Source organism: Opitutaceae bacterium TAV5, from assembly GCA_000242935.3.
Taxonomy (GTDB): Bacteria; Verrucomicrobiota; Verrucomicrobiia; order Opitutales; family Opitutaceae; genus Geminisphaera.
In genome coordinates, this window is the sequence record CP007053.1 from 1324946 (window position 1) to 1346374 (window position 21429).

22 protein-coding genes and 1 pseudogene are annotated in these 21429 nt (G+C 61.1%); 6 read left to right on the top strand and 17 right to left on the bottom strand.

From position 1 onward, the window contains the following. Positions 1-64 precede the first annotated feature (64 nt). Positions 65-1108 (bottom strand): hypothetical protein, encoded by a 1044-nt coding sequence (locus tag OPIT5_06090; GenBank protein ID AHF94126.1) that lies wholly within the window; start codon positions 1106-1108, stop codon positions 65-67. Between the two features lie 177 nt (positions 1109-1285). Beyond that, on the bottom strand, positions 1286-2803 hold the full coding sequence (locus OPIT5_06095; protein AHF94127.1) for a hypothetical protein: 1518 nt from the start codon (positions 2801-2803) through the stop codon (positions 1286-1288). 98 nt (positions 2804-2901) lie between these two features. On the opposite strand from OPIT5_06095, the gene OPIT5_06100 reads away from it, so the two are divergent. Continuing rightward, positions 2902-3468, top strand: a complete 567-nt coding sequence (locus OPIT5_06100; GenBank protein ID AHF94128.1) for a hypothetical protein — start codon at positions 2902-2904, stop codon at positions 3466-3468. A 160-nt stretch (positions 3469-3628) separates the two neighbouring features. On the opposite strand, the gene OPIT5_06105 is transcribed toward OPIT5_06100, so the two are convergent. After that, the gene (locus OPIT5_06105; protein AHF89863.1) at positions 3629-5062 is read right to left on the bottom strand and encodes an integrase; all 1434 of its coding nucleotides are present in this window, start codon (positions 5060-5062) and stop codon (positions 3629-3631) included. Positions 5063-5290: 228 nt separating this feature from the next. On the opposite strand from OPIT5_06105, the gene OPIT5_06110 reads away from it, so the two are divergent. After that, positions 5291-7978, top strand: a complete 2688-nt coding sequence (locus tag OPIT5_06110) for a hypothetical protein (protein AHF94129.1) — start codon at positions 5291-5293, stop codon at positions 7976-7978. 259 nt (positions 7979-8237) lie between these two features. Here OPIT5_06110 and OPIT5_06115 read toward each other — a convergent pair whose 3' ends face one another. The 4 genes from OPIT5_06115 to OPIT5_06130 all read right to left on the bottom strand — a co-directional run bounded on the left by OPIT5_06115 (position 8238) and on the right by OPIT5_06130 (position 11107). Further along, entirely contained in the window at positions 8238-8582 is a 345-nt protein-coding gene (locus OPIT5_06115) for a hypothetical protein (protein ID AHF94130.1), read from the bottom strand. Between the two features lie 307 nt (positions 8583-8889). Beyond that, on the bottom strand, positions 8890-9270 hold the full coding sequence (locus OPIT5_06120; GenBank protein ID AHF89864.1) for a hypothetical protein: 381 nt from the start codon (positions 9268-9270) through the stop codon (positions 8890-8892). Between the two features lie 157 nt (positions 9271-9427). Then, a complete protein-coding gene (locus OPIT5_06125) occupies positions 9428-10042 on the bottom strand; it encodes a DNA methyltransferase (GenBank protein ID AHF89865.1) in 615 nt (204 codons plus the stop codon). A gap of 21 nt (positions 10043-10063) precedes the next feature. Then, positions 10064-11107 (bottom strand): DNA methyltransferase, encoded by a 1044-nt coding sequence (locus OPIT5_06130; GenBank protein ID AHF89866.1) that lies wholly within the window; start codon positions 11105-11107, stop codon positions 10064-10066. A gap of 185 nt (positions 11108-11292) precedes the next feature. Here OPIT5_06130 and OPIT5_06135 point away from each other — a divergent pair, with 185 nt between their 5' ends. The 4 genes and pseudogenes from OPIT5_06135 to OPIT5_06150 all read left to right on the top strand — a co-directional run bounded on the left by OPIT5_06135 (position 11293) and on the right by OPIT5_06150 (position 13476). Continuing rightward, entirely contained in the window at positions 11293-11751 is a 459-nt protein-coding gene (locus tag OPIT5_06135; GenBank protein AHF94131.1) for a hypothetical protein, read from the top strand. Between the two features lie 97 nt (positions 11752-11848). Continuing rightward, positions 11849-12149: pseudogene (locus tag OPIT5_06140) on the top strand (hypothetical protein). Between the two features lie 332 nt (positions 12150-12481). After that, on the top strand, positions 12482-12802 hold the full coding sequence (locus tag OPIT5_06145; GenBank protein AHF94132.1) for a hypothetical protein: 321 nt from the start codon (positions 12482-12484) through the stop codon (positions 12800-12802). A 305-nt stretch (positions 12803-13107) separates the two neighbouring features. After that, positions 13108-13476 (top strand): hypothetical protein, encoded by a 369-nt coding sequence (locus OPIT5_06150; protein ID AHF89867.1) that lies wholly within the window; start codon positions 13108-13110, stop codon positions 13474-13476. 45 nt (positions 13477-13521) lie between these two features. Here OPIT5_06150 and OPIT5_06155 read toward each other — a convergent pair whose 3' ends face one another. From OPIT5_06155 to OPIT5_06200, 10 genes are all read right to left on the bottom strand, one after another. Continuing rightward, entirely contained in the window at positions 13522-14265 is a 744-nt protein-coding gene (locus OPIT5_06155) for a LuxR family transcriptional regulator (GenBank protein AHF89868.1), read from the bottom strand. Between the two features lie 4 nt (positions 14266-14269). Beyond that, the gene (locus OPIT5_06160; protein ID AHF89869.1) at positions 14270-15196 is read right to left on the bottom strand and encodes an ATPase; all 927 of its coding nucleotides are present in this window, start codon (positions 15194-15196) and stop codon (positions 14270-14272) included. Between the two features lie 10 nt (positions 15197-15206). Next, positions 15207-15749, bottom strand: coding sequence for a hypothetical protein (locus OPIT5_06165; protein ID AHF89870.1), 543 nt, complete (start codon positions 15747-15749; stop codon positions 15207-15209). A gap of 2 nt (positions 15750-15751) precedes the next feature. Beyond that, positions 15752-16861 carry a hypothetical protein gene (locus OPIT5_06170; GenBank protein AHF89871.1) on the bottom strand — a complete coding sequence of 370 codons (1110 nt, stop codon included), beginning with the start codon at positions 16859-16861 and terminating at the stop codon, positions 15752-15754. Further along, positions 16858-17763, bottom strand: coding sequence for a hypothetical protein (locus OPIT5_06175; GenBank protein ID AHF89872.1), 906 nt, complete (start codon positions 17761-17763; stop codon positions 16858-16860). Before OPIT5_06175 ends, OPIT5_06170 begins: the two co-directional genes overlap by 4 nt. Before the next feature lie 9 nt (positions 17764-17772). After that, a complete protein-coding gene (locus tag OPIT5_06180) occupies positions 17773-18441 on the bottom strand; it encodes a hypothetical protein (protein AHF89873.1) in 669 nt (222 codons plus the stop codon). 174 nt (positions 18442-18615) lie between these two features. Then, positions 18616-19836, bottom strand: a complete 1221-nt coding sequence (locus OPIT5_06185; protein AHF89874.1) for a hypothetical protein — start codon at positions 19834-19836, stop codon at positions 18616-18618. A 5-nt stretch (positions 19837-19841) separates the two neighbouring features. Then, on the bottom strand, positions 19842-20093 hold the full coding sequence (locus OPIT5_06190; protein AHF94133.1) for a hypothetical protein: 252 nt from the start codon (positions 20091-20093) through the stop codon (positions 19842-19844). A 41-nt stretch (positions 20094-20134) separates the two neighbouring features. Continuing rightward, positions 20135-20941, bottom strand: coding sequence for a hypothetical protein (locus OPIT5_06195; GenBank protein AHF89875.1), 807 nt, complete (start codon positions 20939-20941; stop codon positions 20135-20137). Next, a complete protein-coding gene (locus OPIT5_06200) occupies positions 20938-21429 on the bottom strand; it encodes a hypothetical protein (protein AHF89876.1) in 492 nt (163 codons plus the stop codon). Before OPIT5_06200 ends, OPIT5_06195 begins: the two co-directional genes overlap by 4 nt.

Here is a 21429-nt window from a genome sequence, read left to right on the forward strand (position 1 = left end):
GAACTCGACCTTAGTGTAGTCGACAAGCGACTCAAGCGCAGGTAGAAACAAACCGCCTTCCGGTTCAGTCGCAGTAGTTGAACCACAAGGGCTGTCCGTCCCAGAGAAAGAACGTTTTCCGTTCGGCAATAAAACCAATGCCACCAGCGCAGGAAGATGTCTCCTTGCGGGCGGTGACCCGAGCCAGCTCAGTCCATCTCGCACTGGCTGTGATCTCGGGAATCTCCTGACCGACCTGACTGTCACCGGTTACCTGCCTGGCACCGATCGGACGAAGAATTGCCTCAAAAGGGAAATCCGCCTCCACCACGGCAAAATCGTTTGTCGTCATATTGACCCCGCCCCGATGCACGACGATCTTCCCAACAAGTTCGGGAGGTGGCGCTGACAAGGGCACAAGCGGCGGCCCATCCGCGCCGGTCTGATAAAATTTTTCCAACCGTTTCGAAATATCTAAACACCATTCCGCCACTTTGCCGGACTCGGCTGTTTCGATAGTCGGTAGGTCAATCTCGTTTTCCATACTGATGGCGAACTTGCGTGCCCCCGGTAAAAATCGCGAAGTAGTCGCAAAGATGGCATGCTTGGCCCTTTCTTTCACGGCATGCCCGAACAACGCTGCGACCGCTTCAAGCCCAATGGGCTTGCGCGTATATCGGCGTGCTTGGACGATCGTTACCAGCTCAGGCACGGTGGCGCTTTGATATAGGCGAATATCGATCCCACCGTCATTTCGCCCAGGCCCCAATTCGGTGAAAAAACCTTGATTGCGAAAAATTGAGTCGAGGAATTGTTCATATTGCCTCCACGTGAGGCGCTTCAAATCCTCCGGCTTCTGGCCAAAGTGTTCGAAAACTTCAGCGTGGATATCGTAGAGACGACGACTGGCGAGTTCCTGCACCCAGCGCCACCGCTCCATAATCAAGAACTCCTGCTGCAGCTGCTCATCCTCTTGATAGAGAACAATGATGTAGTGGTTCTCTAGTGAATACCAAAATCCGTGGCGTTTGAGGATAGCGTGAAATTGATCCTCGTGTTTCTCACTCGTGCCCCACCTGAGGATCTCGCCAAGAGATCCCTCGCTGATGATAAGGAGAACTTCCGCCAATCGAGGGCGCTCTCGGCGATAGACGAATGGTTCGAAGAATGACGTGTCGAACCAAAGCTTCCGTCTTTTCGCCCATGCTTCTATATCACCTCGCAGCGCATTCAACTGAGCCCGTCGTGCAACCTCTTGAACCGGGGACCTGACCAATTCTGACAGATGAGGCGTCGGAACGCGTTTTCACGACGGCAAGTCCTCCAAGCGATCGGAGATAAACGGCTTCGCATTGTCGCGTTTACCCTCACTGTTCTCGTGGGCATGGATGGCGAGCACGAGGTAGATCAACGCAGCCCGACTGCACCGCAGGAGTCGCAGAGTTCGGCGCTGCAAGAGTTCTTCAGGCACATTAAAGGCAAGGTCCTTGCTCCAGAACTGTTCCGGCATGGAGGTCACTCGCAAAAACTGATGTTCGAGCCGGTTTCGGATTCGCACCAAGTCTTGGGCATCAGGCTCCATTGCTGCCACGAACTCCGATCCGGTCTCCGAAAAATCTTTGGCCAGCCAAAACAAACCGCGCAGCGGTAAATTACGTGTCGGGATCGCAGGATTGAGCCGTCGCGGCTCCCCCTTCCTGTCCTCGAACCAGACCGTGCGCAGCGTTACCTTATGCGGCGGTAGCCCAAGACGGAGGTAGGCATTCAGAAAAACCGCAATCTTGTCCAAGAGCGAATAAGACGAACGAAACGCGAACTTCAATTTTTCGATCCCAATCCCAAACACCGCGCCATCCCGGGCGTCCAGCAGCCGCAGGCCGCGATCCGCCATCGCCGATGCGTCATCATGAAGAGATTCATAGGCCAGCCATCGTGCCGCGGCGAACTCCTGTTTCAGCTGATTGAAAAAACCATGGAAGGCAGTTCCGACTGCCCGTTCCATAACCATAGTGGGCAAGTGCAGAAAATCATTCGCTGCTACCGGATAAGAACCAAGATCGTTCAGTGTGTTAATGAAAAGTCGCTCATTCAGAATCCAACGACGAAAATGTTTTTCCTTCTCGTTCGCACCAAGATCGAACCCGTCGAGATCGAAGCGTTTTAATCCTGGTGCGAACCCGCAAACATCCAACTCCGCAACTCTCGCTTCGAAAAACTTCCGGGATTCGCCCTCGAGTTCCTGATTCAAGGCCGCTGTAAAATCATCACGAGCCTGCGACAAAAACATGGCCCGATGCCCTGTATCGTAGTCGTAGTTTGAATAAGTGGCGAAGACCTGTCCGCGATTCGCCAGCGCCATTCCAAACCGAGGGTAGCGGGCGAGCGCACGGTCATAGTAACCGATGGATTCAACGGTTCGGCCAAGCACGCTCATTAGATTCCCGAGATTGGTCAGGATCTGCAGCTGCCTGCCTGGCGGAAATTCCGGATGATCGCTGGCGCGCAAAGCGCGCCGAAGGCAGACCGCCTCCTGTTCAAATTCGGGCTGCTCCCAAACCCAAACATCATCGCCTCGCTTCGTCCGTAATCGGCGTAAGGCGTGCCAAGCGTTTGCCTCGTAGTAATCAAGATGACCAACGCCCAATGCGGAGCAATTGGCTCGGAAGGTCTTGATCAAAGCAATGGCATGTTCGACCCCTGCTTGGCTGCCACAATCGTCAGCGGCATCAACCAACTCGGCCAGCCGCTGTAAGGCTTCCGCTTCGGGTTGCCCACCCAAGGTGGAGCGGGTCAACATGGCGGCAACAATATCTTCGGGCTTCATGCTCGTGAAACCATAGCATGCCTAGGCTTTAGTGAATACGAACAGATTGTGCGCATATTCCAATTGCGGCGGCAGGGCTGATCCGCGACAGAAGCCACATGGCCCGCGTTAAAATCCCCTCCGATATTCCCAAGGACGGCAAGCTGCCGGTCACCAAACTCGACGCTGCGGTCCGTCAGCTGGAAACGGCAATCACCCTCTGGTTTGCTGACGGTGATCCTGTTTCCATTTGCACGCTCAGTGCCGCCGCACATGAAATCATCGATTCGCTCAACGCCGGATTCGGTGGTAGTCCGACAATGCTGCAGGGGCATAACATCCGTCCGGAAATGAAGGATCTGGCGCTGGCACTCTTCCGACAATCCCCAAATTTCTTCAAGCATGGCGGAAAGGACCCGCATGAGACGCACTTTTTTTCAGTAAAGGGGCAAGTAGCGATGCTGGCGGACGCCGTCGCAACCTACAATTCTTGGAAAATTGGGAAACGGCCAATCTTCGAAGTCTTCATCGGCTGGTTACTACTTTCTCAACCCAATTTCTTCATGAATGCGGCGGAAGTTACGAATATGACTCCCCCAGAAGCCGCGATGATCGTGCGCGCCGGTAAGCTGAATTACTACAACATGGCATTGGCGGTTCAAACCCGGAAACTGGCTGGAGTGTAATTTCTCCATGGTTAGCGCAGTTTTCCAAACCAGAGAAATCCCAGCAGTGACAGAATGTTTTGCACACGATGCAAGGGACAGCATTCTCTCCGCAGGGATTGCCTGCTGTTAGTGGCAAACTCAGCACCGTCGCCATTGCATGCCATGGGATGACGATGATTTAGGCCGCTGACGCTGTCGGAATTTTGATCACCCCTTGTTCAATCGCCTTTTGCACTAGTTCGACAAGCTTGGCCACATCCAGCGCTGGCGTGGCCATAGCAGTCTCGGTTGCGAAGAAAGATGTGGGCTCAATCTTGCTCGAAACATAGTATTTCCGAGTGAGGCCGATGGTCGAGTGTCGCAAGCCGACGCTTGCTGCGAAAATGCCGTGCCGTTGCGCCAAATGGGAACCAAATTCCTTTCGCAGCGTGTGAATGCGGTTTGTGAAGCGTGTGATGCCCTTCGTCTTCAACCATGCACAAAGCGCCGTGAAGTCTTTCTTGCAACGGTAATGGCGCTGAGGCGCATCCAGCCGTGGAGGAACATCGGACGCCAGGACGAACTCATCACGACTTTCGGATGCATGCTCGCGCAGCTTTTGGGCGAAACGCAGTTCCAGTTGAATCTTGCCGACCGAGGAATCGCTTTTCAGCCGGCTGTATTTGGTCGGCGCCACCGTCACCGTTCCCGAAGGCAGGTCCACATGCGACCACGGCAGCTTGTCGATTTCGTTGCGCCGCATCCCGGCTCCAATCGCGAGAATGAAGATGATGATCTGATTTCCCGAGAGCTCCTTGAAGGCGTCCTCGATCAGTTGCTTGGCATCCACCTCCGAGATGTAGAAAAAATCCGACTCCCGCTCCGACAGAAGCTCGACACCTGCAAACGGCAGCGGGTCAGGCAAGGCGAGATTTGGGCATTTCGTGAGCACCCGCTTGAGCACTCGTTTGGCGAAGAGCGAACGTGCGTTGCGAATGAAGCTGTTCGCGGTGTGCTCGACGCGCACGCGAGCCTCGGTCCCCGCCGGCCGACGGGCCACGTAGGCGTCGCGCCATTCCACCACCCGCTCGGGCGTGATCGTGTTGAGCAAAATCTTGTCAACCATCTGGCGCCACTTGGACGGCTTTCGGCCACCGGTGTATTTGTCGGTTCCGGTCAGGGTGATGCCGCGGATGCTCGCCGCGATCCGGCGGAACAGCGCGGCATAACCGTTGAGCGTCATGGGATGAAGCTGACCGTGTTGGGCTACGATTGCGATGTAACCGCCGACCGTCAGGTCACAGAGCTCCGACTCAAACGCCGGCTTGAACTTTTTCCGTGTCGCATCCCAGCCATGCAACCGGAGGTGTTGATCGATTTCACGCGCCAGTTTCGCGGCGGCGTCGAGATCGGCCCCCAGCTCAAACCATTCGCGGTGCCGACGGCATTGAATCCGGATGAGGTATTGCGGCGCCGCATCGGCCCCATAGTATTTCCGGGTGTTGCGCTGAATGCGCTGTTTCAAGCGGGCGAGGCTGCCATGCGTGGTGGTTGGGGCGGCGGAATTCTTGCCCACTTCTTGCCCACTTTTTTGACTTTGCCGGGTGGTTTCGTTTTCGAGCGACTTTTTCATGATGGGACGACTTTTCCCCGTAAGTCGTTGTCTCGCCGAGTCGACAAAGCGGACATGCTTGCCGAAAAAGCGGACATCTCACGAGGCTGTCCCTATCCATAACGCCGACTTAAAATGCGCTGTCCGAAAGGGCTTGCGGGTTCGAGTCCCGCTCCGGGCACCAAATAGAACTCCGTGAGATTTGTTGGCTAAAGGATCAGCAACAATCCAAGCTGTTACCATACACCCATGCCAATCACGTTTAAGGACATCGAAAAGGCCGACAGCGGAGCGCAGTTCTTTAACGCCGACCTACATGTCCATTCCTTCGGCGGCTCCCACGACGTAAAAGATGCCTCGATGACCATCGAGGCGATCGTGGACGAGGCGGTTAAACTTGGGATAGGCATTCTCGCCATCACAGATCACAACGCCGACACGAATACGCAGAAGTCTATAGAATACGCGCAGAAATATTCCGGCCAACTTCTGGTGTTGGCAGGCGTAGAGATTTCCACGGCGAACGGCCATTTGCTCGTTTACGCCGCACCCGACAAGGCAATCGCGATACGGAACCTGCTAGGAAAGATCAACCTCGTGGGAAAGCCGGGCGATCAAGACGCGCACACGGCGATGTCGATGGCAGACGTAATTAAGGAAGCGGCTCACCTAGGCTGCGTCTCAATCGCGGCGCACATCGACCGCGCGAAGAGCGGCTTCGAGATGTTCACGCCGGGCTACCAGAATTGGAAGAAAGACGTGCTGCTTAGCCCAGGTCTCTACGGGCTCGAATGCGACGACGCGGCGCACCTCTGCTGGTATTCCGACACGGACGAGGCAACCGACGATGGCGCAAATCGGAGAAAGCTCTGTGCCGCCCGCGTAGCGTCTCCCGCCACGATGGGGCGCCCCGAACTTGCCCATGTTCAAGGATCAGACGCGCATTCGCTTAAAGCATTCGTCGCCGGCCGCGCTGGCAAGCTGCTCACCCGGTTCAAGCTGAACGAGCTGACTTTCGACGCGTTCCGCATCGCGCTGATAGACCCCGATGCGCGCGTCCGCGCGGTCGCTACGATCCCACGATCTTTGCCGCGCATCCTCGGCATGCACGTGTCGGGCGGATTCCTCGACGGAGAGACATACCACTTCAGCAGCAACCTTAATTGCTTTATCGGAGGGCGGGGCACCGGAAAGTCCTCCGCTCTCAAGACGCTGGCCCACGGCCTCGGGATCGACGACGAGTTGGAGGGACACGACAACTGTCCTGGGACGGTCGTCGTGTATTGCGAAGACGAAAACGATACTCGTTACCGCTACGAACGCGTGCAGGGCGGGCAGCCTATCGTTAAGGCAAAGGACGAGGGGACCATCGTCGATGTGCCCTTGGATGCCTTCAGGGTTGAGTATTATCGGCAGGGCGAATTGGCCGAGGTCGCCGACAACCCGCTTAAAGCCCCGCTTCTCTTGCAGGAGTTCCTCGACCGGCATCTCACGCTATCGGATTTGCTCAGCAAGGAAACCCAACTGGTGGCGGCGCTCGCGCAGAACAGCGCGCAGCTCATCCCGCTTGAAGGGAGTTCGGCACAACTGAAGGAGAAGAACCGGCTACTCGGAGAGGTTAACAAGAAGCTCGCGATTGCGGAGGAGGGAAAGCTCAAGGAAATCGCCGCCGAGCAGGGCCAGCTCACGGGCGAGAAGAGCCTCGGCACGTCGCTCGCTGAGGTGCGGGACAGCTATAAGCTGGGAATCTCGCTTTCAGTCCTTGAGCGCGACTACGCGGCCATCGAGGCCGTCGCGAAGCCGATAACTGCTTCGCCCGAGAGCGCTGCGGCGCTCCTCAAGGTGAAGGAGGCGATAGACAGAGTTAACGCCATGCTCGCAGCGAAGGCAAAGGAGATCAACGCCGCCCTGAAGATGGAATCTGACGCCGTTACCGCGGCGCTCGCCGAGCTGAGGACCGCGCAATCGACTCTAGAGGCGAAACTAAACGGGAAGATAACCGACCTCCAGAAGAAGGGCCTTGCGGGAAATATCGTGGAGCTTAACACGCTCCTCAAGCAGAAGACCGCGCTCGCGCTCGAGATCACGAAGATCAACGGGCAGTCGCCTCAGCTTAAACAGCTGCGCAAAGACCGCACGGAATACTTGGCTTCCCTCGCGGCAGTCCGCGGGGAGATAACCCAGCGGCGAAAGGCCCAGTTGGCTTCAATCAATCAGAACCTGAGTAAGACCATCCAGGACTATCTCGTCTACGTTCACTACGAACCGTCCGGCATCATCGACGAGTTCAAGGAGTTCATCTTGGACGCGATGCAGGGCACCCACTTCAGGGAGGACGCCGCCGCGGCGCTCTGTTCGAAGATGTTTCCCTCCGACTTGGCAAAGCTTGTCTGGGATCAGGACAAGGTGGGGATCGCCGCCGCCGGGGGCATGGATGCGGCATGGGCTCAGGAATTATGCAAAAAGCTTTTCTTTTATGACAAGCTGCACGCGCTCGAAGCGATGTGGAAGGCCCCTTGCCCGGTCATTACGGTGAAGACCAAGGGCACGGTGGTTAAGACCATCCCCGTGAACCAGCTTTCCGACGGCCAGAAGCACACGATCATGCTCACCATCGCGATGCTCGCGGAGTCCAATATCCCGCTCGTCATCGACCAGCCGGAAGACGACCTCGACAATGCCTTCATCTTCTCGGCCGTCGTGAAGGTCCTGCGTGCGATTAAGGAAAGGCGGCAGGTGGTGCTCGTCACGCACAACGCAAACATCGCTGTGCTTGGCGACGCGGAGCTGTTGCTCCCGATGCGGCGCGCGGACGATGGCGGAAAGGCGTTCGACCGCGGCGCTATAGATAAAACCGAGACGAAGGCCGCCGTGCTCAAGATACTCGAAGGCGGAGACGTGGCGTTCCGCCGCAGGCAGGAGATATACGGGCACTAGGCCCCGGCTTTCTCCCTCGGAGCCCACCGAGCTGCGATTGCGAGCGATTCGGCGTTTATTCTGTCGCGGTCGGGGGATATGTGAGTCTCGCGGTGGCAGTTGGGGCACAGCGCAACGCAAGTCCAGACGTGGTCGTTCATCTCGGCCCCGAGGATACTTGCGAATTCCCGAGGGCGGCTCTCAGGAAGTCCTCGACCTCGCCATCGTTGAACGCGCTGAAGTGTGAAACGAGCGGCGCGACAATCGCCTCGGCTCTCCGTTAAGCTGAAAGCATTGAAGCCACATTGCTTTCGTCTGCCTTGGTCGGATTTTTGGCTTCGGCAATTAAGGACGCTTCAAAGAAAGCCTTCACGAGAAGGTCGCAGGCTTGATCGCAACTTACGATCACACGGAGCTGTGACCTAGCGACCTCGGCCAATCCAGTTCCGAACATACGTGGAAGGGAAGCCTCGCCGGCGGCCTCCTCGTCTCCATCTATCGCAATGCTCCGTAGCATGAGGGCGGCCATCATGGATTGCCCATCCTTCGGCTCTCTCTTTTCTCCACCGAACCGGATTTGGTCGAAACGTTCAAAAACAGAAGCAAGGCCGAGGCGCGTCGCCATGTTGCGATCCCATCCCTTGCGTCCACGATATTGATACAGGCGCCATAGATCCGCGTGGGAGTAGGGCCGAGAGCACGAGCGGCCGGCCGCCGCTTCCGCGTCCTCCCAGCGTCGCAAATGGCGTGTCGTCACCTGTAAAATTGCCGCCAGTTCCTTCTGCGAAGGAGGCTGCCTTAAACCCTCGCCAAATGCCGAAAGCCGAGGCTCGCCATTACTGGCGGTCATCGGCTTCCGAACAGGCTGAACAGCTAGTCTCATCGGATTCTCCGCAGCTTTCTTTACCCGCGTGCAGCAAGTCTTCGGCTCCCTAAATGAGAATTCCCATCTGCCGCCGGATCACCTCGCGCACGGATTCGCGGTCTTGGATGTGTCGAGCGACCAACCCGAGCAGCCGGTTGTGGAAGACATTCGTGCGGTGGCGCACGGCGAAACCGAAGTCAGTTTTCTCCCGTCCCCACTCCACCGATGCGGCGACGCTCTGCTCCCGGCGATCCCAAATGCGAAGTTCGCCGCCATCGAAGAGCGGCGTCGCCGACAGGAACGCCTCGATTGCTTCAGTCGCCGAATCCGACTGGAAACCCACCACATAGCTGCCGGCACGAGTCTGGCGGTAGATTTGAAAGCGCGATGCCTTGACGCCATCCGCTGTCGTGGCCGGTTCCTTTGTTGGTTCGATGTGCGTTTTCATTGGTTATCCTTGTTTTTGAATTCATAGGACGGAATTCGCTCCGTCCTTTTCATGCCTGAAATTTCCCGCCACGCGCGGATGCCTACAAGCGGGCGCGTGTGCCGAGTTCGGGAGTGAGCGCCTATCGCTAACCAGACAGATACACCTCCACTTTGGGCTATCCCGAGAAGAGATCGTGCTCGACCTGATTCCCCAGCACGTCCCAGCCGGGGCGCTTGAGCCGGGAAAACATTTCGAGGCGCTGCGCATCCGGGAACCACGCCGCGATCCTGTCGCGCACATAATCGGGCTTGGAGGAATGCCGTCCCCGCGGGCAGCGAATCACCGATGAAATGCGCAGCGCGGGGGCAGGATGCCGGACCCTGCCCCGCGTGCCCACCATGAGCAGTTCGTGTTGGCCCCGAAACCAATAACCCATGCCGAGCTTCACCTTGTCCCAAACCGCGTGCGATTTATACGTGAATCCCCACGAAGTCATTGTGCGCAGCCCTTCGCACAGCTTGGGAACCGTGACCCAAAGGTAGAGCACGGCGTCTTTCGACGCGGGCACCTGCATCGCCCATATCTCTTCGTCTCTCATCGTCGGATAGTGGTTTTCGATGGCGCGATTGGGCGTCGCGTCGTTGTAGCGCCACGGCGGATCGGCGTAGATGACGCCGTAAAGTTTCCCGCGGGGCGGCTCAATCAGACCGCCGACCACACGTTCCCGTGCGAGCGCCACCCGCAGGTGACGCTCGCTTTCGGGCACCGGGATTCGTGCGATGTTCTCCATGACGAGAAGCGGGCATCCGGCTCAAGTCCGGCCGGTCACTCGACCGGCTGTCCATCCTTGGCGGAGTGTCCGCCATGCGAGCGCAACCACTGCCGGAACCTGGCCGTTGCCGAGGCATTTAAGTCGGTCCACCCGAGCGGCCACGTCGGGTTCAGACTGCCACCATTCTCCGCCATCACGCGATGATCCAGCCGGTCGTTCACCCGCGACCGGCCGCTCTTGCGCGTCAGGCTTGTGGGCGAACAACCCTTCGACGCTGACGCCGTCGGCGTCGGGAACGCCCGCTCCGCCTGGTTCACGGCCCGACCCAGTTCGTTCCCGCTCGGGCCGTTGCTCCGCCCGTCCGGACTGAATCCGTGCGGCGTCGGCCACATTTCCCGGACGGGCGCCGTCCTCTTGGCCCGGCTCCCTCCGCGCAAGCCGTTCGTCATCGGTGTGGGCCATACGCCCATGCGCGGAGGCGTGATAGTCCCCTCCGCCATCGCTTCGGCCTCCGCCACCGTGATCGCCCCCACCTCGACCAGTTTTCTCAACTGCATAATCGCCCCCTCCGACCTCCAGCCGTTGCACGTCGGCGCCGGCCAGAATCCAGATCCGCTCCCGACGATGCGGCGCGCCGGCATCACTGGCTCCGAGCACTCCCCAGCGTGCATCATACCCCAACGCGGCCAAATCTCCGAGAACACGTCCCAGCCCTCGAAGAGTGAGCATTGGGGAGTTCTCCACGAGGACATAACGGGGTCCCACCTCGCGAATGATGCGTGCCATTTCCCGCCAGAGCCCGCTGCGCGCTCCATCGATGCCCACGCCTTTGCCGGCGGCGCTGATGTCCTGACACGGAAACCCGCCTGATACGACGTCAACAAGGCCGCGCCACGGGCGGCCGTCAAAACTGCACACGTCGGACCAAACCGGGAAAGGTTCGAGGCAGCCATCGTTCTGTCGTTGCGCCAGAACGGCTGCGGCGAAGGCATCACGTTCAACGGCGCACACGCACCGCCAGCCGAGGAGTTGCCCGCCGAGTATTCCTCCACCAGCGCCTGCGAAAAGAGCCAGCTCACGCAGCCTCCTTTCGCCCGAAAACGCCGACGGAGTTTGAGTTTCGCGCGTGGTGGAACGCGCCGCTGGTTGGAGACTTTTTTTTCATCGTCCATTCTGAACCGCGCACGGCACATTCCCCACAACGCCGCGTGCGTGCCGGGTTCAGGAGGCGCGGCGTGCCGTGATTTCGGCAGAGGCACCCCGTTGGATTGCGCCCCGCGCAATCCAAGGTTGAAGCCATGCAGCCCGACAAAGACAGCGAGGCGGCGGCGGACACACGGCGGCCGGAGTTTCCGGCCGTCCACGAGGCGAATACGCTCCTGCACCGTCTTTCAGTTCCGCGAGCCGTGATGAACGTCCTGATCGGCCCGCCCCGTGCGGAAGGTCATCCCGCCCTGCGGTGTCGTCTCCTGACATCGTCCACATCCGGGCGAGGCCACGTCGAACTTCCACCGGCTTCGTTCTCGATCCCCGCGGGCCACGGCCGGCACGGTGTCATTCCCCGTCAGCGCCAGCGAATGCGTTCACTGCCCCGGGCGGTTCGCATTTTGTCCGGCAAGTCCGCCTGCGCGGACCGCTCCTTTTTTCCGGATCGTTTTTGCTCTCTCTGGCGGCCCCTCCAGCCGGTCCGCCGCTGCGCGGACAGGGAGCGTTCGGGTCCTCCTTGAAAGGAATCCCCCCAACCGTCCCCTCGTCCCGGCCGGCACCCCCGCCTTGGGGCGAGAGAGCAATCCCGCTCCTCACAAAATCAAAAAAAGGAACTATATGCCTACCAAAACCGCTCCCTCCGCTCCGCAAACCAGGAACGCCCCCGCCAGCGCCAAGCTGCCGGTAAAAACCTTCCGCCTCGGCCGCATCAAGGCCGCCGTGTGGGAGAACGAAACCGACCGGAAGAAGTTTCTACAATGTGACCTTCGCCCGGACCTACGTGGACGACGCCAAGAACTATCACGACACCGACAGCTTCGGCCGTGATGACCTCCCGCTCGTCGCCAAGCTGGCCGACCAGGCTCACACGTTCATCTTCGAACGTCTCGCGGAACTGAAATCCGACCAGAGCGAATAACCCTCGCCTCAACGGGCGGCCGGCAACCCCGGCCGCCTTTTTCGTGTCCTTCGCCGCCAAGACAACCCGAACGACGCTCGCTGACGCTCGAATTCTTCCAGTAACAGCCAGCCGCTGGTTTCCCCATTCTACACCCGGTCAAGGTAGTCCCGCGGGGCGGGCTCCACCTCCAGCGAAATCACTCCGCTTCCCCCTCGTTGCGGGACAAGCCCGCCGCCTCGGCGCTCCGTCCACCGCTTTGACTTTCGGGTGGGGGCGAAACCGCCAATCGGGCTGTAGGCGATCAGGTCGCGCGTTGTGACACACGCCCCACGGACCGAACGGCGTGTTTTATGAAGACGAATTCTGCCGAACGCGAAAAGGCGATCGCTTACCTCAAGGCCCGGCTCACTCCGGGGCTCGTCATCTACACCTGCCTGCGCAGTGTCAGCTCCACCGGCATGTCGCGCACGTTCGACCTCTACTACGTGTCGGAGCAGGAAATCATCCGTATCACCTGGAGCGTCGCCTGTGCGCTCGAATGGACTTACGACCAGCGCACCGAGGCCCTGCGCGTGCGGGGTTGCGGGCTGGACGTCGGCTACCAGGCGGTGTCCTCGCTTTCCCGCATCTTGTTCGGGGACGACTACGCGCTCCGGCACCGCTGGCTCTGACGCACGCACGAGGCGCGGCTTCCGCCGTGCCTTTTTTGTGCGACCGGATGCTCGCTGGCGCTCGAATTCTTCCAGCAACAGCCAGCCGCTGGTTTCGCCATTCTACACCCGGTCAAGGTAGTCCCGCTACGCGGGCTCCACCACGCGGGACCACTGCGCTTCCCCCTCGTTGCGGGCAGGCCCGCCGCCTCGGCGCTCCGTCCACCGCTTTGACTTTCGGGTGTGGGGCGAGAACCGCCAATCGGCTGTAGGCGATCAGGTCACAAGGTGTGGCACACGCCCCCACAGGCCGAACGGCGCATATCATGACAAACGAAAATCCGTTCGGGGAAATCATCTACTCCTACTCGCGCGCCCAAGCCATCAAGGACGGCGTGCTGGTGGACCTGAGCCAGATCGAAGTCACCCGGCAACACTGGTGGCTCCCCTTGGTCTGCACGTCCACGGTCTGGGCGATCATCGAGGAAGCCCTGAAAACCCCAGGCCAGGACGTGAATGGGATTCTGCACGACATCTCCACGATGGCGAAGCTGGCGATCCGCACGAACCGCAAAACCGACCAAGTGCTCTTCAAGGTCATCATCACCGGACAAACCCACACGTTCAAACTCCACATCGGACCCGGTGACGCTGGCGAACCCGTCCTCACCCTTATGCTTCCTAACGAAGACTGACACGAGGGGCTTCGGCCCCTTTTTTCGTCTGGCCGCGCTCGAAGATTATTTGCCCCCGACAGGCGCCGCTTTTTCCACGGCACCCGGCTCACCGTTCTTCCGCTCCTGGAGCTTCCGCTGGAAACCGGGATAGTAAATGTTGTCCGCCGTCACCCGCACGTAGCCTTGCTGGAGCGCATACAGCATGAGCTGGCCTCTGTGATGCAGTTTCAGCTTCGCCATGATCGCCTTGCGGTGCTGGTTCACCGTGCCCGGCGCGATGCCCAGCCGCTCGCTGGCCTCGTCATCCGTGGAGCCGTCGCCGATCACAGACAGCACCACCCGTTGCGTGCGCGTCAGCGCATCCAGCGTGATGTTGCGGACCGGTTTCAGCCGGTCCCGAAACGTCGGGCTGACGTAGATTCGTCGCTGGATGACCAGCCGCAAGACGCCCGGCAAGGCGTCGAGCCCTTCGATGAACCCGTCAAGAAGACCGTCGTAGCGGACGGTCCGCAACAGGTTGATGGTTTGTTCGTCCTTCTGCGAAGTGACGATCAGGATGGGCAGGTCCGAATCGACGAACGGCTCCAGGTGCTCCAGACCGTCCATGTCCTGGATTTTCGCGCCGGCGATGAATAGGTCCGGCGTTCTTTCCTGAATGAAACCGAGTGCATCGAAACCGCTCTGGAACACCTGGACGGAGGCGTCCGGCCACAGATCCCAAATCTGCCGGCGGATCATGTCGCCATACAAACGATCCCATTTCAGGACGACGATGCGGGGAGCGAAGGCGGAGGATGACGTGTTCATAAATTCAATTCGATGCCGGTGTGACCGGATGCAGTTGCAGTTCCATGCCGTTGGGATGCGGGCGGAGGAGGCCCGCCCCCGTGCGGCCTTCCAGCAGTTCCCTCGCAAGCGCCTTGCGAACCAGCAGTTCCGTCGCATCGCGCATCGGGCGGGCGCCGAGGCGTTCATGGTATCCGCGCTGCACGATCACATCCAGCGTCCCGCGGTCCGGCTCCACCGCGAAGCCGCGGGCCAGCAGCGCGGCGCATTCCTTCGCGATCATGCCCTCCGCGATCCGGCATTGCGCGTCGTAGTCGAGTTTGTTGAAGACCGCCGCGAGCGTGATGCGGGCGAAAATCTCCGGACGCATCTCACGCTGCGCGTCCTGCCGCACGAGGCGTTCCATCGTCTCATATTTCGATTTGCGCAGCGTCATGATGCGCTGCGCCCCGATGTTGCTCGTCAGCACGCAATACCAGTCCGAAAAATCCAGCACCCGGTTGCGACCGGCGGTGATCTGCCCGGCGTCAAGCAGTTGCAGCAGGACATCGAGGACTCGGGGATGCGCTTTTTCGATTTCGTCGAAAAGCAGCGTGCCTCGTCCTTCGCAGGCGTCGTAGCCCTCCGCGATGCGGCCCGGCTCCTCATCCGAAACGCCCAGCAGCAAGGCCAGCCGGTCCACCGTCTGGTATTCCGACATATCCAGCCGCACCACGCGACCGGGGCCGATCAGGTAGTCGGTGAAGCACAAGGTCAGCTCGGTCTTGCCGACGCCGGTGGGACCGAGAAACAGGAAGCTCGCTTTCGGCCGGCCCGGCGTGGTGAGCCCGAGTTCGCCGTGTTGCAGCCGCTCGGCGACCTGGTCGATCACCAGGTCCTGCCCGATCAGCGACGCTTTCAGCCGCGCTGGCAGCGTCAGGAGTTTTTCGCGCTGGGATTCGGTGAGCGTCATCGCGGGCCTCCTACCAGCGCACTTCGTTCGGATTGGATGCAGGCAACTCCACCGGCGCCGCGGGCGGCGGAGCAGCCGCCCGCAGTTGCGCCCGTTCCGCCTCCAGTTGCTCGCGCAACCGCAGGGCTTCCGCGCTCTGCCGGACGAGCGCGGCATACTGCGCCTGCACCTGCCGTTCGGTTTCTACCACCGCCGCCTGCACCGTCCGCAGGTTGGCGGTGATCGCCTTCTGTGTGGCGAGCTCCGCCGCGAGTTCGTCGTTTTCGGGCAACGGCGCGTAGCTGGCCGGGGCGAACCCGGTCCGCGAGACGGTTACGAGCTCGCCCTCGAAATTCAACGGCACGCGGCTGCGGCGCCAGACCGCGTGCGCTTCGTGGCGCAACGCCGAGTGGGCGGCCTCGCGATAGCCGCGCACGTCGTAGGGAGTTTCCACCGCCTTCGTCGGCAAGGCGGCCGCGATCTGGACGGGCGGCGGCTCGACCACCGCGACCGGCCGCCGCGTGGCGCAACCCGCCACGACCAGCGGCACCAGCAAGCATAATACAGGGCGCATAATCATCCTTGGTTCGGGTTCGGGGATTGCGCCGCCGGCTCCGCACCGGTGGCGGCCTGATGCCGTGTCCCGGCGACATTCGCCTTCGCCGGGTCGATGGCTTCGAGGACATACACGTAAAATTCCTTCCCGGCCGCGACGCGGACGTAGTAGCCGTTTTCCTCGATGTCACGGAGGACGCGCTGCGCATACAGCTCAAAAACATCGGCCGCGCCTTCGCGCACGCCGCTGGAAATCGAGCCGGTGATCGTCGTGCCGAGCACGGTTTGCGTGCGGTCCTGCGTGCCGCGGGCGAAGCCGCTCAGGGCGGCCGCTGCGAGCAGCTTCAATTCCTGCAAGTTGTCCGCCGCCAGGACGCGCCCCTTCATGCCCGCCGAACCGTCGGTGATGCCGTAGCCGTCGATGTCGTGCTCGTATTCGCGATCGAGGGCGATGCCGCTGAACGCCAGTTCCCGTCCGTCCTGCCACACGAAACGCCAGGTGCCCGAGGCGATCATGCGATCCCGGATACGTCCGGCCGACGCCGTGCCATGCACCAGCGTGTTGGCCGGAATGATCTTTTTCCCGTTCTGCCAGACATCCTCCAGCAGCACCGCGATGACCGGCGTTTGCTGGTTGGAGCTGTCGAGCGTGTTCACGAGTTTGCACTTCAAAAGCGTGCCGAACGGCATGAAACGCTCCGGCGGAGCCGGCGGCGGAGGCGGCGCGGCGGGCGGCGCCTCGTAGGTCGCCAGCAGCGAGGCATGGCGGATTTTCTTCGGTTTCACCTCCGCGGGGGCCGGCGCGGGCCCCTGCGCTGGGGCGACAACCACCTTGGTGGACGCCACCGGCGGCCGGAACGGCACGATACCGCTGGTGTCGCCGGTCACGCCCGGATTCATGGACGGCGGACGCGCGGCCTGCGGCACGCCGCTTTCCAAGCCCTGATCGAGGGGCACTTTGACCTGGCCCAGCTCGACTTTTTTCGAGTTCTGCGCCGCGAGCCGCGCCGCCTCTTTCTGCTCGGCCTGCCGATGGCCGTAAATCCAGAGACCGGAAAAGAGCACGACCACGAAGACGATAAACAGGCCGAACTTGCTCTTGAGAAAATCGCCGGCGAGACGGGGATTCATGACTGCGGCGCCTCCTTCGCCGTGACCTGTATCGGTGTTTCCACGACCGCTTCGCGGCGCGAGGTGTTGACCAGAATCGTGAACGCATTGTCCGCGCTGAGATCGTTGCGCGTGCCGTCCGGCAGGCCGACGATGGCGAACTCGGCGTCGGCGCTTTCGCCCGGCGACAGCGTGCGCGGTCCGTTCGCGATGGTCTGCTCGAACCGTTCGTTGGCGACTCGCGCCGCGAACGTGCTTGGCACGAGATCGAGCGTCGCGTCGCCGGTGTTTTTCAGCCGGAGGAGAAACACCACCGCGTCCTCCTTCGAAAAGCGGTAAACCTCCTGCACGTCGATTTCGAGGTCGGGCAGTTCCACCTTCCGGTTTTGCGCGCTCAACGTCACGCCCTCGACGGCCCGCGGCAGCGACTTGACCAGGATCGGATACGCGCGGGCCCGGTCCAGCAGGCTGAGCCCGATCCGAGGCGTGAATCGCACCGGCTCGGGCGGCGCATCCACCTGCACCGCCGTCTGCACCGCCGCGCGTTTGAAGATGGCGCTCGCGACGGAGTCTCCCGCCACCGACCGGAGGTTGAGCACATAGGCGGAACCCTCGTAGATCGCCGTCAGCCGTCCGGTCGCGTCCGGTTGCAGGCTGCGCAGCAGGATGAAATGCGAGCCGGGCGCGTGCGTGACGTGAAACCGCACCGACGTGCCTTCCTCGACTTCCACGGCGGCCTTGCCGGTGTCGATCAGCATGTCCGCGCCGGCCACCGCCGTCAGCGGACCGGGGAACATCACCGTGGTGATTTCCCGCGAGACGGGAAGATCGACCGCCTGCGTCGGATCAAGCGTGACCTCCCTTATCGGTTGCGCCGTGAGCAGCGCCGCCGTGCAAAGCAAGAGTGCGGGATATTTCCACATACGGCCTCCTCATACTTTGGGTGCGGGTTCGATTTGAAACGCGGCCACGGCCGTCGGAAAACGCCCGTTGCGGGTCAGGTCGGGGTTGACGAGGAATTTGAATTTCACCCGGTAGCGCATCACTTCGGTGATCGGCGCTCCTTGGTAGGAGCCGACGCGGATCAACTGCACGTCGGCCGAGGTGTAGAAGGCGTTGTCCCGCGTGCTCAGGATTTCTGGAATACCGATTTCGACTTTCTGGTGGAGCGACTTCGCCTCGAACTCCGCCCTCGTCCTGTCGAGCGCGGCCTGCGCCACCTGCACGGCTTCGCGGAGGAAGAGCTGTTTGAAGAGTTCCGGGTTGTCGAGGCCCGCGGGGTTGCGCTCGAAGAGCGCCTTGCACGCGAGCTTCGTCTGCATCGCGTGGAGATCCTTCGCGTTCTGGATGTCCACGACCGGCGATACGTAGTAGGTGCCGAGGCTGTCGATCAGCACGACTTCCCGCTTCTGCGTCAGTTGCACCACCAGGCGATGCCGATCCCACGCCGACCAGACCCACGCCGCGACCGCGACTAAAAACCAGACGAGGGATTCGCGGCGCCGGCCGGCGAAGATCGAGAGCAACGCCGACTTCGGCTTGCCGAAACCCGGTGAGGTGCGGGCCTCGCGTGTCGGGGACGATTCGGCCGTGGCGATCATGATTACCTCCGGGTTTGTTTAGGCTTGGGTGGTTCCGTCTTGCCGCCGGCAGGCGGAGTTTCTTTCTGCGAATCAAGATCGCGGAGAAATTCACCAAGATGACGGGCGATGGTCTCTTGGGCATCGGCTATACGTTCCGCGGCACGAGCGGATTTTTCCTCCGCTTCTGTGTATCTACGATTTGGAATCATCAGGTTTGGAAGGATCATAAGATTCTATGTCGATGGCGGCCTGGTTGGGATCGGCCGTGTGCGGCTGTTGATCGAACCCGCTCCGGCTCTGCCGCTGGTTCCGGGCGTGTTGTGTGAAAACGGAGGCCATTGCCTCACTGGCAGCGGCCTGACGAGAATCAGCGGCGGCGCGTTGTTCCGCCGCGGCGGTGTTTTTGCGCATTAGGCCACCGGCGTAGAAGCCCGACAAGCCTCCGATTGCGGTGCCGGTCGTTCGGGCTGATCCGCCCCCGCGTGCAGCCGATTCTGTTCCGCCCGCCATTGCCCCGGTGGCCGCGGCGGCGGCCACGCCGGCCGCACCGAGGCCGCCGGTAGCCGCCGCCACGCCGGCACCAACACCTCCCGCAAACGCGGCCTGGGCGATACCGCCGACGCCGCGGGCGAATTCTGCCGCGGGGTTCACGCCCATGAGCAGGATTTTCGTCGTCACATACGGGGCGAGCACGGAACTGACCAGCATCCACGCGCCGATCAGCAGGACCGTCAGCGCCGGACCGGCAACCGGCGCGCCGACGACGATGACGGGAACCAGGCTGGCCGAGGCCGCCGCTTCCAGCATCGCGTTGGTCACGACCGCCGCGATCACCCAACCGAACGGCCAGCAGACCAAGGCCACGAGACCGATGATGTATTTCTGGGCCACGCCGGTCATCGGGCGAAGCATGAAGAAGGCAAGGAAGATGGGGCTGAGCGCCCAGCCGGCCGTCAGTAGCACACCGCCGACCAATTTGACGACATACTGAACGCCCCAGGACAACCAGCCGAAGAGCCAGAGAAACGCGTAGGTGATCGCCGTGCCGATGGACTTCGTGCCCCAAATGATGTCCCACACGCTGGCGTTCGGTTCGGTCGAGGTCTTGCCCGCGATGAATTCGACGAAGCGCTCGTCAACCGCGGTCGGATCGACCCCCAGCATGTCCGCAAACGCGAAGACGATGTCGTTCAGCCGCATCAGCCACTCGCGCAGGAAGAGCGTGGCGATCCCGATAAGCAGCACCTTCGAGATCAGCCACGCGAAGACTCCCGCGTCGGGCCGGCTGCGCACCGTCTGAATGACCAGCCCCGCCGCGACAATGGCGCTTCCGATGTAGGCGCAGCCGCCCCACAACGACGACAATCCCTCGAAGTAGGAGGACGGCAGAATGCTTCCGGGCGGAACGGCCATAAACATCAAGGGTTGGAGGTTTTCTTTTTCTCCTCTGAATCAGGAGCGGGAGCCGGTGTCGGGTCTGAAACGTTGCGTTGGAAGAACGGCGGCGACGTGAACGCCTTCGGCAGGGCTTCCATTTCCTTGCGGGCGGCCTCGGCTCGCGCCTTGGCCTCGGCTTCTTCATGCGCTTTGCGTGCCTCCGCCTCCCGATCCGAGCACCCGACCGCCACGAGAGCCATCAGGACAGAACCCATTTTGAGGATCGTTTTCATAGGTGAGTATAAGACATTTTTTTGCTTTCCCCGTTGCGCGATCAGGGAGACATACTCCGTTCCGTCACATACTGGAGCATACACCCGTAATAGGGCTTGAACGTCGTCGCCAATTTCCGGGCCTCCTGTTGCGCAAGGCGCTTCCGCGCCTCGGCGTCCGCCTCGTTTTGCGCGTCTGCCATCGCCGATGATTCGGCCGCCTTCACCTGGATTTCCGCGGCGCTCAGGGCGACCTCCGCGTCCAGCGCGGCGAGCTGGCTGTATTGCGCGTTCAAGACCGCTTCCTGCTTCCGCGCCTCGGCCTCGGTGGCGGCGAGCCGCACCGCCTCGCTGGTGCGGGCGATGGCCTCGCGCAGACGTTCCCGGCGGGTGTAAACGTCGCTCTGCACCTCCTTGAAATTGTCCACCTTCGCAGCGACTTCGTGCGCCCGCTTGTAGGGTTCCGCTTCACGCACGATAAAACGTCCGTCGAAATCAGGAAACTCGTGGGCTATCTCACGAAACACCCCGCCGCGCGTATCCCCGAACAGGCCGTATCCGTCGATTCGGACGAGCCCATCCGTCCATGTCTGAATCTTCGTCGGCAGGGCCATTTCCAGTTTGAGTTCGGGAAACCCGACCAGGTCTTTCACGTTCGCCAGGTCGCCCATGCGGGTGAGCTGAGTTTCCAACTGTTGAATTTGACGAACCTGGTGGCTGATCTGCGTCGCCTGGTTGGCGAGCTGATCGACCAGGGCCGCATACTGGACGACGTTTTGCTTGAGGTTGGCCGCGTCGATGACGGCCCACTGCGCGGGCAGGGGCGAGGCGAACCCGACGACAACAAAAAGCGTGACGAAGGTTTTCATGACTCGCCCTCCTTCGGCATGACGACCCGGATCACCCGTTTGGTCGGTTCTCGTTGCACGCCCTCGCGGTCGCTCGCCGGCACGTCGATTTCATAATAACCCTCCTCGTAATGGTCATCGAGCGACGGGCGCTGGTTGTCGCGGGCGATCCAGTATTGTTGTTTCACGGCGTTGGACTGGCCCTTTTCGTAGCCGGCCAGATACGCCTCCCGCTGGGCCTTGTTGTTGAGGTAATTGATTCCTTCGCCGACGACGAAGCCGGCCGCGGCGCCGATGGCGGCCCCCCGGCCCGGATCGCTGCCCTGCTTCGAGCCAATGTAGGCGCCGGCCGCCGTTGTCGCGCCGGTCGTCACGAAATTACGCGTGCCGCCTGCGGTTTCCCCGCCGGTGGTGGCGCAGCCGGACGTTGTCAGCAGGATGACGAATGGGAGAAGCAGCCCCATGAGATAGGGATGCGCAAAAGCCAGGGCTTCGAGAATACGGTGCAT

Coding starts and splice junctions, on each gene's coding strand:
- OPIT5_06095 (AHF94127.1), bottom strand. CDS start 2,803: ATGAAGCCCGAAGATATTGTTGCCGCCATGTTGACCCGCTCCACCTTG.
- OPIT5_06100 (AHF94128.1), top strand. CDS start 2,902: ATGGCCCGCGTTAAAATCCCCTCCGATATTCCCAAGGACGGCAAGCTG.
- OPIT5_06105 (AHF89863.1), bottom strand. CDS start 5,062: ATGAAAAAGTCGCTCGAAAACGAAACCACCCGGCAAAGTCAAAAAAGT.
- OPIT5_06110 (AHF94129.1), top strand. CDS start 5,291: ATGCCAATCACGTTTAAGGACATCGAAAAGGCCGACAGCGGAGCGCAG.
- OPIT5_06115 (AHF94130.1), bottom strand. CDS start 8,582: ATGGCGACGCGCCTCGGCCTTGCTTCTGTTTTTGAACGTTTCGACCAA.
- OPIT5_06120 (AHF89864.1), bottom strand. CDS start 9,270: ATGAAAACGCACATCGAACCAACAAAGGAACCGGCCACGACAGCGGAT.
- OPIT5_06125 (AHF89865.1), bottom strand. CDS start 10,042: ATGGAGAACATCGCACGAATCCCGGTGCCCGAAAGCGAGCGTCACCTG.
- OPIT5_06145 (AHF94132.1), top strand. CDS start 12,482: ATGAAGACGAATTCTGCCGAACGCGAAAAGGCGATCGCTTACCTCAAG.
- OPIT5_06150 (AHF89867.1), top strand. CDS start 13,108: ATGACAAACGAAAATCCGTTCGGGGAAATCATCTACTCCTACTCGCGC.
- OPIT5_06155 (AHF89868.1), bottom strand. CDS start 14,265: ATGAACACGTCATCCTCCGCCTTCGCTCCCCGCATCGTCGTCCTGAAA.
- OPIT5_06160 (AHF89869.1), bottom strand. CDS start 15,196: ATGACGCTCACCGAATCCCAGCGCGAAAAACTCCTGACGCTGCCAGCG.
- OPIT5_06165 (AHF89870.1), bottom strand. CDS start 15,749: ATGCGCCCTGTATTATGCTTGCTGGTGCCGCTGGTCGTGGCGGGTTGC.
- OPIT5_06170 (AHF89871.1), bottom strand. CDS start 16,861: ATGAATCCCCGTCTCGCCGGCGATTTTCTCAAGAGCAAGTTCGGCCTG.
- OPIT5_06175 (AHF89872.1), bottom strand. CDS start 17,763: ATGTGGAAATATCCCGCACTCTTGCTTTGCACGGCGGCGCTGCTCACG.
- OPIT5_06180 (AHF89873.1), bottom strand. CDS start 18,441: ATGATCGCCACGGCCGAATCGTCCCCGACACGCGAGGCCCGCACCTCA.
- OPIT5_06185 (AHF89874.1), bottom strand. CDS start 19,836: ATGGCCGTTCCGCCCGGAAGCATTCTGCCGTCCTCCTACTTCGAGGGA.
- OPIT5_06190 (AHF94133.1), bottom strand. CDS start 20,093: ATGAAAACGATCCTCAAAATGGGTTCTGTCCTGATGGCTCTCGTGGCG.
- OPIT5_06195 (AHF89875.1), bottom strand. CDS start 20,941: ATGAAAACCTTCGTCACGCTTTTTGTTGTCGTCGGGTTCGCCTCGCCC.
- OPIT5_06200 (AHF89876.1), bottom strand. CDS start 21,429: ATGCACCGTATTCTCGAAGCCCTGGCTTTTGCGCATCCCTATCTCATG.